This is a genomic window from Psychromonas sp. KJ10-10, from assembly GCF_047323245.1.
Lineage (GTDB): Bacteria > Pseudomonadota > Gammaproteobacteria > Enterobacterales > Psychromonadaceae > Psychromonas.
Genome location: NZ_CP178826.1, coordinates 2,037,310 through 2,051,041, shown reverse-complemented (window position 1 = coordinate 2,051,041; position 13,732 = coordinate 2,037,310). Strand labels below are relative to the sequence as shown.

Below are 13,732 nucleotides of genomic sequence, written 5' to 3'. Positions count from 1 at the left end.
TGCTAAACACTTAACAAACAACTGATTTGATGAGTAAATACTGCCCCTAATTAGGCGTACTCTCACGGATGAATAAGCTCTGTTATTAACCAAATTTAACAGTTACGCAACAAGAACCAGCTTGAAATATCATAGGTACTAATATCTGGTGCCTATTTGCTACATTAATCGGATTACCCGGTTTAAACGACAACCAAGTTGTTATTGCAACCAAAAAGGAAAAAATATGATCACATTAGGCGAGTACATCGTTGAAAAACAACATGACTTCCCCGAAGCAAGTGGCGAATTAACCCTATTATTAGGTGCGATTCGATTAGCGACCAAAATTGTTAACAGAGAAATTAACAAGGCAGGCTTAGCAGATATTATTGGTAGTACTGGCGTTGAAAACGTGCAAGGCGAAGTACAACAAAAGATGGATCTGTACGCAAACGATAAATTTAAAGCCGCATTAGAAGCTCGTGGTGAAGTATGTGGTATTGCCTCAGAAGAAGAAGATGAATTCATTTCTTTTGATAGTGAACGTGGTTGTAACAGTAAATACGTTATTTTAATGGATCCGCTTGATGGCTCATCAAATATTGATGTAAATGTATCAGTTGGTACTATTTTTTCTATCTATAAGCGTATCAGTCCAATTGGCACTCCAGTAACATTAGATGATTTTTTACAACCTGGTAATAAACAGGTTGCCGCTGGTTATGTAGTTTATGGCTCATCAACTATGTTAGTTTATACAACGGGTAACGGTGTACATGGCTTTACCTGTGATCCTTCTTTAGGTGTATTCTACCTCTCGCATGAAAATATGACGATTCCAGAAACTGGCAGAACTTACTCTATTAATGAAGGTAATTACCTTAAATTCCCAATGGGCGTTAAAAAATATTTAAAATACTGCCAAGAAATTGATGAGCCAACACAACGCCCTTATACATCACGTTATATCGGTTCGTTAGTATCAGATTTTCATCGTAATCTATTAACCGGTGGTATTTATATTTACCCATCAACAGCCTCTGCACCTGATGGGAAATTACGTTTATTATATGAATGTAACCCAATGGCATTTTTGATGGAACAAGCTGGCGGTAAAGCAATCGATGGTTACAAACGTATTTTAGATATCGTACCAACAGAATTACATGAACGAGCTCCGTTCTTCTGCGGTAGTAATGAAATGATTGATAAAGCACATGCAATGATGATTGAATACGCTGAATAAATTACAATCTAATCTTTGTATATTCCGCGAATAATGAAAAGAGGTAAACACAAATCACGTGTTTACCTCTTTTTTATTGAGTTACTTAAGCGAACTGACTCATGGTATTGTTTTCACCTGAGGCTTTAAGCGCTTGATCACCGGAGAAATATTCCTTGTGATCATCTCCAATATTCGATCCCGACATATCTTGATGTTTAACCGATGCGAGTGTTTGTCTTATCTCTTGACGTTGAACATTATCAACATAAGCGAGCATTGCTCGGTCACCAAAGTATTCCTTAGCAAGGTTATCCGTTGATAACGCTACCGTATGATAAGTTGGTAAAGTAATTAAATGATGGAAGATACCTGCATGTTTAGATGCTTCTTTTTGGAAATTTTGTATTTTCATATCCGCACTGCTAGCTAATTCCGTTTCATCGTATTTAATACTCATTAAATCACTACGTTCATAGGCACTCATGTCTCGACCTTCTTTTTCCCAGGCATCAAATACCTGTTGACGGAAATTTAATGTCCAGTTAAATGAAGGACTATTGTTGTAAACTAATTTAGCATTTGGCACCACTTCGCGAATGCGATTTACCATGCTTGCAATGTGTTCTACATTAGGCGTTTCAGTTTCAATCCAGAGTAAATCTGCGCCATGTTGCAGTGATGTAATGCAATCTAGTACAACACGATCTTCACCTGTATTAGGTTTAAAGCGAACTAATCCGTTTGCTAAACGCGTTGGTTTAATTAACTCTCCATCACGGCTTAATACCATATCTCCCGAACTAAGCTCAGATAATGAAGACAGTTTTTCACCATCGATAAAGGCATTGTATTGCTCCGCTAAATCACCTTCGTATTGAGACACGGGAATTTTTTGTGTTAGCCCCGCACCTAATGAATCTGTACGCGCAACAATAATGCCCTGTTCAACACCCAGTTCCATAAATGCATAACGTACTGCATTAATTTTAGCGAGGAAATCTTCATGTGGTACTGTTACTTTACCATCTTGATGCCCACACTGTTTTGCATCCGATACCTGGTTTTCAATCTGAATACAGCAAGCACCCGCTTCAATCATTTTTTTAGCTAGCAAATATGTTGCTTCTTCATTACCAAAACCAGCATCAATATCCGCAATAATTGGTACAACATGAGTTTCAAATTCATTAATTTGCTTTTGAACAGCTTGTTCTGCAACTTGATCTCCACTTCTTTGTGCATCATCTAAGTCTTTAAACAAATGGTTTAGTTCACGTGCATCTGCCTGTTTTAAAAATGTGTATAACTCCTCAATCAACATAGGTACTGTGGTTTTTTCATGCATTGATTGATCTGGAAGCGGACCAAACTCTGAGCGCATTGCGACCACCATCCACCCTGATAAGTACAAGTATCTGCCTTTAGTGGTGGTAAAATGTTTCTTAATTGAAATCATTTTTTGCTGACCAATAAAACCGTGCCAGCAACCTAAAGATTGTGTGTAATCGGCACTATTTTTATCGTAAGCTTGCATATCTCTTCGCATAATTTCTGCGGTGTAATTTGCAATATCAAGACCTGTTTTAAAACGATTTTGTAAACGCATTCGCGCAACATATTCTGGGTTAATAGCATTCCAAGTTGCACCCTGTTGGTGTAGGAATTGGTTTGCATTGTTCATTTCAGTTTTGTAATTCATCATAGTATCCTCTCTATTTATCGTTTATTGATAGTGAATAAAAATGTAATGTTTAGAACTGTTGTTTCGCTAAAATACGGTACTCATGTAATAGTGGCTCGGTGTATCCGTTCGGCTGTTTATCTCCTTCAAAAATAAGTGCCTTTGTCGCTTGAAATGCCAAACTATCGGCACAGTTAGGACTCATGTTGCGATAACCTGCAACACCCTGATTTTGTTTATCAACAACCAGTGCCATGTTTTCCATTGCAGATAACACCTGTTGTTCAGTACAAACTTTATGCATTAACCAATTACTAATATGTTGGCTTGATATACGTAATGTCGCTCTGTCTTCCATAAGCCCAGTATTATTAATATCAGGCACCTTTGAACAACCTATTCCCATTTCAATCCAGCGCACCACGTAACCTAAAATCCCCTGTATATTGTTTTCAAGTTCATTGGTAATTTGTGTTTCAGTTAACTCCATCTCAGTAGGCATCACTGGCATGGTCAACATCGCCTCTTGGCTTGCGGGTTCACGATTTAAAATTGTTTTTTGCTGTTCAAAAACATTCACTTGGTGATAATGCAATGCATGTAATGTGGCAGCAGTGGGTGATGGTACCCAGGCGGTATTAGCACCTGATTTAGGATGAGCAATTTTATCCTTCATCATTTGTTGCATTTCATCAGGCATTGCCCACATACCTTTACCAATTTGTGCTTTGCCAGAAAAACCACAACGTAAACCAATTTCAACATTATTGTTTTCATAAGCCCCTATCCAAGGTTCAAACTTAATTGCCCCCTTAGGATAAAAAGGCCCAGCTAACATACTGGTATGTATTTCATCACCAGTTCTGTCTAAAAAGCCGGTATTAATAAATACAACACGCGATTTTGCTTCAAAAATACATTGTTTAAGATTTAGGGTCGTGCGACGTTCTTCATCCATAATGCCTAACTTAAGTGTGTTTTCAGGTAACTGAAGCATTTGTTCAACACGACTAAAAAGTTCACAGGTAAAACGTACTTCTTCAGGGCCATGCATTTTGGGTTTTACAATATAGATACTGCCTGTACGACTATTTCTGTGTTTATTACTTTTCGAGTTTTGTAAATCAAGGCTTCCAATCAAAGAAGTAATAACCGCATCAATAATTCCCTCTGGCGCATTGTTACCATCGATGTCTTGTATTAAATCCGTGCCCATTAAATGACCAACATTACGCACTAACAATAAAGAGCGACCGGGAACTCTGTACATTTCACCCGATTTAGCAGTAAAGGTACGATCATAATTCAGGCTACGTTGTACTGAATGCCCGCCCTTCATAAAGGTTGCTTCAAGGTTGCCACGCATTAATCCGAACCAATTGCGGTATGCACTTACTTTATCGTCACTATCAACTGTTGATACTGAGTCTTCAAAGTCCATAATCGTGGTTAATGCAGATTCAATTTGAATATCATCAATACCTGCTTTATCCGTTGAACCGATTTTTCCTACGCGGTCAATCTGCAGGCCAACATGCAAACCATTATTTTTAAGCAATAAATAGCTTGGTTCACATTTAGAGCCATCAAAGGCAACAAATTGACAGGCATTTTGTAAGCCGGTTTCACTTCCATCAGGAAAAAAGCAAGTAAATGTTGGTAATAAACTAAGTAGCTAGAAACATCGTGATGTGACCCTGTATTTAAAGGGAAATGCTGATCAAGAAAATCTTTAGCTTTGTTAATAACGGCTTGCCCACGAGCCGGATTGAATCCATTTTCACTACTCAGTTCAGCATTATTTTCAATAACATCTGTACCGTAAAAAGCATCATATAAACTTCCCCAACGTGCATTAGCGAGCATTCAATGCAAAACGTGCGTTACTTACAGGTACTACTAACTGTGGGCCTGCCATCGTTGCGATCTCGCTATCAACATTTTCTGTTTCAATAGCGAAGTCTTCAACTTCAGGTGCGAGGTAACCAATGTCTTGTAAAAATTCACGGTATTCGCTTTTAGATTGGCCAGAGGCATCTGTGATTAATTGCGGGTTATCACGATGCCATTGGTTAATCTGATTTTGTAATGATTGGCGTGTTTGTAATAACGCGGTATTTTTAAATGAAAAGTCATTAATTAACGCGTTAAATTCAAACCAAAAATTATCAGGGTTTAGTTCGGTTAGCGGTAACACTTCATCATTAATAAATTGATAAAATGAAGGATTGATTTGACATTGTTTCTTTTGAGGTAAATTCATATTTTACTCCTTTGCTGTATCAACTTATTTTTGAATTCGTTTTGAAAATGGCTTTGACGCTCACTTTTCAAACTAATCCTGCTTGTTTGTTATTCAATGGTTGTCACTATAGAGAAAATTTTCATATAATTTCACAAAGAAAATTACACAGTGTAAATTTTACAAAATGAAAACAAAAAAAAGCTTAGGTAGACAGTCTCATTTTTTGGGAACAAAAATACGTAACTTGCGCAAGCGAAATGGCTTAACCTTGGACGATCTTTCATCACGCTGTATTAAAATTGAAGCGGAATATGCGCCTTCTGTTTCCTATCTTTCGATGATAGAAAGGGGTAAACGCATTCCGAGTGAAGATATGTTAGAAGTTATTGCAACTGTCTTTCAAAAAGACAGTCAATGGTTTTTAGATGATGAACCTGAGATGCAAGATATCACTCCTGAAAAGGGTAATCATGGTGGCATCAAAGGTATGGCACTTGAGCCTAGTTTTCTGTTTTCAAATGAAATTTTACAAATTGCCATTCCTGAAATGCTATCTCAAACAGGCACAACGGGTAGACAATTTGCACACCTTTTAATTCGTGCCCATCAGGAACATCATCAAAATCACTTTCCCGATTTAGAACGTGCGACTGAGGAAATTGGCCATAAAAAAATGCCACTTCATGTTGAAGATTTGATGCAAATCAGTGAAGAAAGAGGTTTGAAAATTCGTTGGTTTACACGTTTACCTAATGATGAATATGTGAAAGATGCCAGTAATAAAATGGTCACTTCTTATTTCCAACCTCCTCGTACAGTTTATTTAAACAAAGTATTAAAACAAAATATCACCCGTCTAAAATATGAATTAGCCGTGCATATTGGGCACAATGTTTTACACAATAGTGATGGAGAAAAGAGCATCATGGTTGCGGGAGACCAATCCCAATACAATATGCAAAAAGATGTATCTCCCTCTTCAAATCAACTCGATGCTCAGGATATTCTGCATGCATGGCGAGATTTCGAATGTAGTTTCTTTGCAGAGACGACTACTTTGCCTCTAAAGTCCCCTTTCGACAATTACTTGACCGAAAAGGTTATGAAATAGATGTTTGTAAACAAATTCAGGTTTCAGAAGCAGTTGTAATGCGTCGTATGACCGCTGTTTCAGCCTACTCTCATTGGCATTACTTTGATGCTTACGGAAAAGGTAAACTAAAAGCTGTTTATCGCGGAAATGGTATTCCACTTCCCTGGGGAAACATGAGTATTGTACGTGACCCTTGCCAACACTGGGCTGTTTTCCGTATGCTAGAGGAACAAGCCCTAGGAACGGCGGCACAAATATCAATTTTAAATGAAAATGGCGTGGCTAAAATTTATTGTTGTGAATCAATCAAAACTCACGATCTTAATAATGTCAGTCATGTATTATGTACAGGTATTGAGCTAAATCCAGCGATTACTGCCCAAGGGCATGATACCGAAGCATTAGTCAATGAATTACAAAGTTTATGTATCGCAAGCGGTGGTATGAGTGTCATACCACCAAACATAAAAAAAGTGCTCAACAGTGTGGCACGCATTCTCAACATTAACTGGATAACTCGCGACATTGAGCAAGGTGCACGGCTTATTTGTGCACGTGGCGCAGTTTGTCCTAGAAAACCCAGTTGTTATTCTAATCAATAAGGAGCAAGTATGATCACATTAGGCGAATTTATCGTTGATAAGCAAGACGACTTTCCCGAAGCGAGTGGTGAATTAACACTTCTATTAGGGGCAATTCGCTTAGCTGCAAAGGTCGTTAACCGAGAAATCAATAAAGCCGGCATTGCCGACATTATTGGAAGCACCGGTGTTGAAAATGTGCAGGGAGAAGTACAGCAAAAAATGGATCTTTATGCCAATGATAAGTTTAAAGCGACCATTGAAGCACGTGGAGAAGTATGTGGTATTGCTTCTGAAGAAGAAGACGAATTCATCTGTTTTGACACTGAACGTGGTCGTAACAGTAAATATGTTATTTTGATGGACCCACTTGATGGCTCTTCAAATATCGATGTAAATGTATCAGTAGGTACCATTTTTTCAATCTATAAACGTACCAGCCCACTTGGAACACCTGTACAGCTTGAAGATTTTCTTCAACCTGGTGATAAACAGGTTGTCGCTGGTTATGTGGTTTATGGATCATCTACTATGCTTGTTTACACGACTGGTAATGGCGTACATGGTTTCACCTGTGATCCTTCTTTAGGTGTTTTTTATCTGTCACATGAAAATATGCAGATTCCAGACAACGGTAGTATTTATTCGATTAATGAAGGCAACTATCTCAAATTCCCACTAGGTGTTAAAAAGTATCTAAAATATTGCCAAGAAATCGATCCGCCTACAAACCGCCCTTACACTTCACGTTACATTGGTTCACTAGTTTCTGATTTCCACCGTAACCTATTGAAAGGAGGCATTTATATGTACCCTTCTACGGCATCTGCTCCGAAAGGAAAATTACGTTTACTTTATGAATGTAACCCAATGGCATTTTTGATGGAACAAGCAGGTGGTATTGCTTTAGATGGTGAAAAACGCATTATGGAAATCAATCCAACAGAATTGCATCAGCGTATTCCTTTCTTCTGTGGTAGCAAAAACATGGTCAATGACGCGCGTTTAATGCTTGAAGAACATGGTTATTAACCTCTAGCACTCATTAAACTTTCGGACTTAAAAATAAAAGTGTCGCATTATCTGCGACACTTTTTTAACAATTAAACATGTAGATAACGTTTAATCTTTTTCGTTGGCGTTTTAATAAAAGGTTCTGTTTGTTCAAACACAGCACTAATTTTTGAATAATTAGCCAATTGCGTATTAGCTTCTGCTTTAATTTCATCTAATTTTTTAACAATTTCTGTGTGTAACGTGGAATCACTGGTTTTATTAATATTATGAGTTTCATCAAAAAGGTCATAATCAATATAAATTTTAGCGACGACTTTAGCATCTAATTCATAGACTAAAGAGTCAAGTACCAATTCATGCTGATTCAATATTGCTTCGATCGACTCAGGATAAATATTTTCACCGCTTGCTCCAATAATAACATTTTTACTGCGCCCATTGATGCTCAAAATTCCATTTTCATCCATCGCACCCAAATCACCGGTATTTAGCCATCCATCTTTATCTAACACTTCAGCGGTGCGCGCTTCATCTTTATAATACCCCATCATTACATTCGGCCCACGCACATGTAACTCTGCATCCTTAGCATCTTGGCCATATTTTACAAATCGATGTTCCATGCCATCAACTAACACGCCAGTACTGCCAACTATTTTATCCTTTGTAACCGCGCCAGCAATAATAGGAGCAGTTTCTGTCAAGCCATAACCAATGGCGTATGGGAAATCAGCTTCTACTAAAAATTGCTCTACAAAAGGCGATAATTTAGCGCCACCGATGCCAAAGAAATGTAATTCACCACCGAAGCTTTCTTTTAATTTTTTACCAGCGATTTTGTTAAGCTTCTTACGCACAAAGGCAACATTGTTATAAAGATATTTAATAATGCTATTTTTATTAAAATTCGCCTGCACTTTTGATTTATAAATTTTTTCAATGACCAATGGCACACTTAACATGCAGGTTGGTTTAACATGTTGCATTGCGTTTAAAATAATTTTCGGAGCAGGTGTTTTATTAATATAATATACTGCAGAACCACTAGAAACAGGCACTAAAAAACCGACTGAACTTTCAAATGTATGGGCTAAAGGTAATATAGATAAAAAACGATCACTCTCTCTGATAGCAACCAATTTTTTCGCCTGTTTTACCTGCGACACCAAATTTTTATGGGATAACATAACACCTTTAGACTGACCTGTTGTCCCTGAAGTATAAATGATAATAGCAAGGTCGGTTTCTTCGATAACCACTTCCTGTTGTGGCTCAATTTTGCCTAATTTAGCTTTAATCTTGGCAAATTTTTCACCACTCTTAGCCATCAACTCAAATTTTTTGGAAAAGTCTTCTAGTGGCTCTAATGACTCTAATGAAAATACAAATTGTAAAGAAGAGGTAAAATCATCTTCGGCTAATTTATTGTTCATTTTATCGGAGACAAAAATCAGTTTTGCTTCTGAATGCTTTACAATATGATGAATTTCGTTGCTATGAAAGTCGGGAAGTATCGGAACAGCAACTGCACCTAAACGTGTTATTGCTAAGTAAGCAATCCCCCAATGAGGCATATTCTCACTACAAATCGCTACTTTATCGCCCTGCTCAATGCCTGCCGAAGTCAGTAATTGTTGTAGCAATAAACATTTTTGTTCTGCTTGTGCATAACTGATTTCTTCACCTTCAACATTAGCAACTAATATTCTTCCCGGGAAATGAGAAAAAGCGTAATTAGAAAGATCTAATAAGGTTTTACATGTGTCAAATGCGGGCATGTGATGGCATCCTAATGCTAATTAAATGTTAAAAATCGACTTTTGAAACTAAAGAGTTTATTGACTATTTGTGCTCTAAATTATGATTTAAACGGGCCAGCCACCAAGGGCTTTTAATTTATTTACCATATAAAAAAACAATTCAGCGGTGACTTCTGTATCATACAAAGCAGAATGTGCTTCTTTATTATCATAGTCAATATTCGCCTGTGCACAGGCTTTTGCTAATACAGTTTGCCCTAACATCAGCCCCGCCATACTAGCCGTATCAAAACTGACAAAGGGGTGAAAAGGCATTCGTTTTAAGTTACAACGTTGCGATGCTTGATTAATAAAGCCTTGGTCAAAGGTTGCATTATGCGCAACAATAATTGAACGATTACATTCGTTATTCTTTTGATATTTACGTACTAGCTTAAATATTTCTGTTAAAGCATCCCGTTCATCTACCGCACCACGTAAAGGGTTAAATGGGTCTATACCTGTAAACTCAAGTGCTTTAGGATCAAGGTTTGCTCCTTCAAAGGGATGCACATTAAAGTGAATTTTATCGGCACAATATAAATAACCTTGTTCATCCATTGCAGGAAAAATAGCGACAATTTCAAGTATTGCATCGGTCTCTGATTTTAATCCAGAGGTTTCAATATCAATAATAACTGGGTAATAACCACGAAACCTTTTGGCTAATAAATTTTCCATAAATCACTCATAATAAAAAATGAGCAGGGAGTATACCCGTTATCATTCAAGGTGCAAAATTCAGTAAGCGATCGAAGAAGGTTTGTGAGCAATATCTTTAATAAAAAGTAATATTTTATCTAAAGAAACTAGAAACCTTGCCGATAATGTCAATATAGGATCAAGTTAATGAGGTTAATGATGAAAATACAAACAATAACAATACTATTTTTAAGTATAAGTAGTGTTGATGCCTCGAATAAAGATTACACCGCCAATATTGATAATTCACTTTGGTATATTTCTAATTCAACCCCCATTCAATGTACACTAGAGCACCCGATTCCTCGCTATGGTCAAGCTCACTTTGAAGTGAAAGCAAGCAAAAAGATTAATCTGGATTTTATACTTAATAGTAAAAAAGCCATGCCTAAAACACGTCAAGTGACATTAAAATCAGTTCCACCAATGTGGCGACCAGGAATTGCGGCATCAACTATCGGTGAAGTAAAATTCCACCAGCAATTTGATGGTTATGTCACACGCGAAAATGCTTGGCAAATGCTCAGTGAACTAGAAGATGGCAAATACCCCACTTTTTATTATCACGATTGGTATAACAACAATCAGATAACCAGTATTGGCCTGTCATCAATTAACTTTAGAGAAAGCTACGATGAATTTAATAACTGTATCTCACAGCTTCTACCATACAATTTTGATGATATCGCCTACAGCATTCTTAAATACAATAAAAATGGTGTCAAACTAACTGCCTTTTCTAAAAAGCGTTTAAAGATGATTGGGGATTATATTAAACATGATGAAAATATCAGCGTTATCTTAGTATCGGGTTATTCCGATAGTTACGGTAGCCAGTACCGAAACTTAGAGCTTTCTGAACAACGCGCGACTTCGGTCAAGGAGTACCTTGCACAACTTGGTTTTGAAGATGAAAAAATTCAAGTGACAGGTTATGGTGAAAAACACCATGTCGCCGATAACAGAGACGTGTTAGGGCGAATGCAAAACCGACGTGTAGTCATTTCTATCGAAAGAGAAGATATTTAATTTTCCAATACAGTTAATAAAACGTGAATGCTGTTTAATAGTATTCACGTTTTTACACAATTACTTTTTCATTTTACTCATCAGATCCGCAAAAGGATTATAAGTCGCCCCGGCTTGCATATCATCTCCCGCTTCGACATGGCTACCATAAAGATCCGCTTGTGTGTATTTATCATGTTCATGATCATGACAATAAATACACAATAATTCCCAATTACTGCCATCCTGAGGATTATTACTATGGTCATGGTCAATATGATGCACGGTAAGCTCTCTTAGATTTGAGTAAACAAATTCACGCGCACATTTACCACATACCCAGGGAAAAAGCTTTAGCGCTTTATCACGGTAGTCACTTTCTAAGCTTTTATAATTACTAGGAATATAAGCCATACATTTCTCTTTGTTATAACGAATAAGCGTTAGTTTAACGTTATCTACATATTTCGCAAAACAAGACTTTTAAATAAAATTTAAAATTGATACCCATGCGCCCCCAACATTGCCCCAAGTACTGTTATCAAACTGATTGTTAATAAAACAATATGCATAATATGCACACGTTGAAATGTTTTTTTACTATCAAGTAATGCTTGTTTTCTAAACCAGGCATGCAAAAACCATGGCTCAAAAACAAATAATACTAAGGTGAAAATGAACCAAACAAACACCATGGCGTGCATCCACCAAAACTCAAGCAATAAAAATCGTCCCCAAATATCCATCAAATCAATCAAATAAAGGCCACTCATAAAGGTGATCACAGTCGTTATTTTAGCTTGGATAGCAAACTTACCCTCTAGCTTTTCAAACAAAGCAAGGCGATCATGAATATCAGGAATTTGTTTTAATGAGGGGATTAAAATTGTCGTCACAAAGGCAACACCACCTATCCATAACACAACAGCAATGACATGCAAGGCTCGGGCGAGTGTATAACTCGTTAAAGTATCCATATTTTCCTATTAATTGGAGTAAAAAAATATATCCTAACAAAACACTCAAGTATTATTCTTTGATCTATAACTATTATCATTCAAATAGAAGAACAACTTATGAATATTGCTATCATTACTTAAAATGCCATTAATCTTGTATACTACAATTATTTATCGTCACACTTTAAATAGGTCATATATGATTCTTTTTCCCAAGAAATTTACACATTATTATCAACGGCATTATCTGAACTAGAGGCTTCTCAAGCATCGGGACGCACCCCGAAAAACCCACTTAATGAAGCACATTATTTAGGCGCGTGGGTTACTAATGCCATGAAACAAAAACGTTTTGATAATATTACTATGCCTATTCTTAAAGCTTGGCAAAGTAAAGCGCGTAGTCTTGGTAAAAATTCAGGTTTAAAAGCACAATTTGTTTATCTGCAAAAATGTTACAGCCAAGTCTTAGATGAAAACCAACAAGTACAGTCAGTTAAAAAGGCGCAACTGCAATCGGTTGTAGAGCAACTGGTTGAACAACAATGGATGGTGAAACCACGGATTTAGTAGTAGGTAAAAAGCTTAATCGTCATAGTGGTGGCGCAAATTCATTGATTATTTGTGCTGAGGAGTACTCAAAATGCTTTGATGAGGAAGGGATTTTAATTAAACCAATTTCGCTTTATGTCCGTGGGGATTTACCGGAATTAGTTGAATACGCTTTTGCACAAAATCTACTATTGCACAAAATGACTGATTATAAATCAAAGGTAAAATATCACGGTGAGTTTATTATTTATCCAAATAATGATGGTGATAAATTACCCGAATTTCCTGTTGAAAAAGTGATACAAGAATAAGCTTAATATTAAGCAACAGAGCTGTAATTAACAGTGGAGATGAGTTCTTTTTGAATCAGTTTTAACAAAAACAACTCACGTTCCACTGACATGCCTTTTTTATCACTTTGTTTAATAATATTTTCATTATGTTTTATGGCATCTGAAATCGGTAACCAAACAACACGCATGCCATTTTTTATTTCATAATCTTCAAAACGGGTATCACCTAGTCGCTCATCGATTTCACAAGTAAAACAGTATGATTTCATCTCCATGATATCAAAGTCATCTTTGTACCAAGGACGCATTTCTTCATATAAACCAAATGCTTTAATGTTACGAATATTCTTAGCGCCCGTCTCTTCCTGTAACTCACGTTTGAAACCTGTTAGGAGATCTTCATCAGCATCTACTCCACCACCAGGCAAAGTATAATCATCGTAACGCGCGGTATATAACAGCAGAATCTTATCTTCTTTTAAAACAATGGCACGTGTCGCGAGTCGCTCAAAGCAATTAGTGTGCTCTGGTTTAATATCAGAATGAATAGTTGATCTTAATAGGCGCATAGTAAACTCTCTGTCAATGATTG

The 13,732-nt window shown here is 36.9% G+C and carries 11 protein-coding genes and 2 pseudogenes; 6 read left to right on the top strand and 7 right to left on the bottom strand.

The features are described 5' to 3' along the window. Window positions 1–226 precede the first annotated feature (226 nt). On the top strand, window positions 227–1,228 hold the full coding sequence (gene fbp / locus ACLKMH_RS11780) for a class 1 fructose-bisphosphatase (protein ID WP_413702105.1): 1,002 nt from the start codon (window positions 227–229) through the stop codon (window positions 1,226–1,228). 85 nt (window positions 1,229–1,313) lie between these two features. Here fbp (ACLKMH_RS11780) and ACLKMH_RS11775 read toward each other — a convergent pair whose 3' ends face one another. Further along, window positions 1,314–2,909 carry an isocitrate lyase gene (locus tag ACLKMH_RS11775; protein WP_413702322.1) on the bottom strand — a complete coding sequence of 532 codons (1,596 nt, stop codon included), beginning with the start codon at window positions 2,907–2,909 and terminating at the stop codon, window positions 1,314–1,316. 52 nt (window positions 2,910–2,961) lie between these two features. Continuing rightward, a pseudogene (locus ACLKMH_RS11770) lies at window positions 2,962–5,154 on the bottom strand (malate synthase G). Window positions 5,155–5,320: 166 nt separating this feature from the next. Here ACLKMH_RS11770 and ACLKMH_RS11765 point away from each other — a divergent pair. Continuing rightward, window positions 5,321–6,831, top strand: a pseudogene (locus tag ACLKMH_RS11765) (DUF3612 domain-containing protein). 9 nt (window positions 6,832–6,840) lie between these two features. Next, on the top strand, window positions 6,841–7,842 hold the full coding sequence (gene fbp, locus ACLKMH_RS11760) for a class 1 fructose-bisphosphatase (RefSeq protein WP_413702104.1): 1,002 nt from the start codon (window positions 6,841–6,843) through the stop codon (window positions 7,840–7,842). Between the two features lie 71 nt (window positions 7,843–7,913). Here fbp (ACLKMH_RS11760) and ACLKMH_RS11755 read toward each other — a convergent pair whose 3' ends face one another. Both ACLKMH_RS11755 and rnt read right to left on the bottom strand, forming a co-directional pair. Continuing rightward, window positions 7,914–9,605 (bottom strand): AMP-binding protein, encoded by a 1,692-nt coding sequence (locus ACLKMH_RS11755; protein WP_413702103.1) that lies wholly within the window; start codon window positions 9,603–9,605, stop codon window positions 7,914–7,916. A gap of 87 nt (window positions 9,606–9,692) precedes the next feature. Continuing rightward, entirely contained in the window at window positions 9,693–10,307 is a 615-nt protein-coding gene (gene rnt, locus ACLKMH_RS11750) for a ribonuclease T (protein WP_413702102.1), read from the bottom strand. Window positions 10,308–10,484: 177 nt separating this feature from the next. Here rnt and ACLKMH_RS11745 point away from each other — a divergent pair, with 177 nt between their 5' ends. Beyond that, the gene (locus tag ACLKMH_RS11745) at window positions 10,485–11,357 is read left to right on the top strand and encodes a flagellar protein MotY (RefSeq protein WP_413702101.1); all 873 of its coding nucleotides are present in this window, start codon (window positions 10,485–10,487) and stop codon (window positions 11,355–11,357) included. Window positions 11,358–11,417: 60 nt separating this feature from the next. Here the strand turns inward: ACLKMH_RS11745 and ACLKMH_RS11740 are convergent, their stop codons facing one another. Then, window positions 11,418–11,750, bottom strand: a complete 333-nt coding sequence (locus ACLKMH_RS11740) for a YajD family HNH nuclease (RefSeq protein ID WP_413702100.1) — start codon at window positions 11,748–11,750, stop codon at window positions 11,418–11,420. 80 nt (window positions 11,751–11,830) lie between these two features. Further along, complete coding sequence (locus ACLKMH_RS11735) at window positions 11,831–12,313, bottom strand: hypothetical protein (protein ID WP_413702099.1); 483 nt, start codon at window positions 12,311–12,313, stop codon at window positions 11,831–11,833. Window positions 12,314–12,490: 177 nt separating this feature from the next. On the opposite strand from ACLKMH_RS11735, the gene ACLKMH_RS11730 reads away from it, so the two are divergent. After that, complete coding sequence (locus ACLKMH_RS11730; protein WP_413702321.1) at window positions 12,491–12,865, top strand: DUF2913 family protein; 375 nt, start codon at window positions 12,491–12,493, stop codon at window positions 12,863–12,865. Then, window positions 12,841–13,158 (top strand): DUF2913 family protein, encoded by a 318-nt coding sequence (locus ACLKMH_RS11725; RefSeq protein ID WP_413702098.1) that lies wholly within the window; start codon window positions 12,841–12,843, stop codon window positions 13,156–13,158. Before ACLKMH_RS11730 ends, ACLKMH_RS11725 begins: the two co-directional genes overlap by 25 nt. Before the next feature lie 8 nt (window positions 13,159–13,166). On the opposite strand, the gene ACLKMH_RS11720 is transcribed toward ACLKMH_RS11725, so the two are convergent. Continuing rightward, a complete protein-coding gene (locus ACLKMH_RS11720) occupies window positions 13,167–13,709 on the bottom strand; it encodes an NUDIX hydrolase (protein WP_413702097.1) in 543 nt (180 codons plus the stop codon). Window positions 13,710–13,732 lie beyond the last annotated feature (23 nt).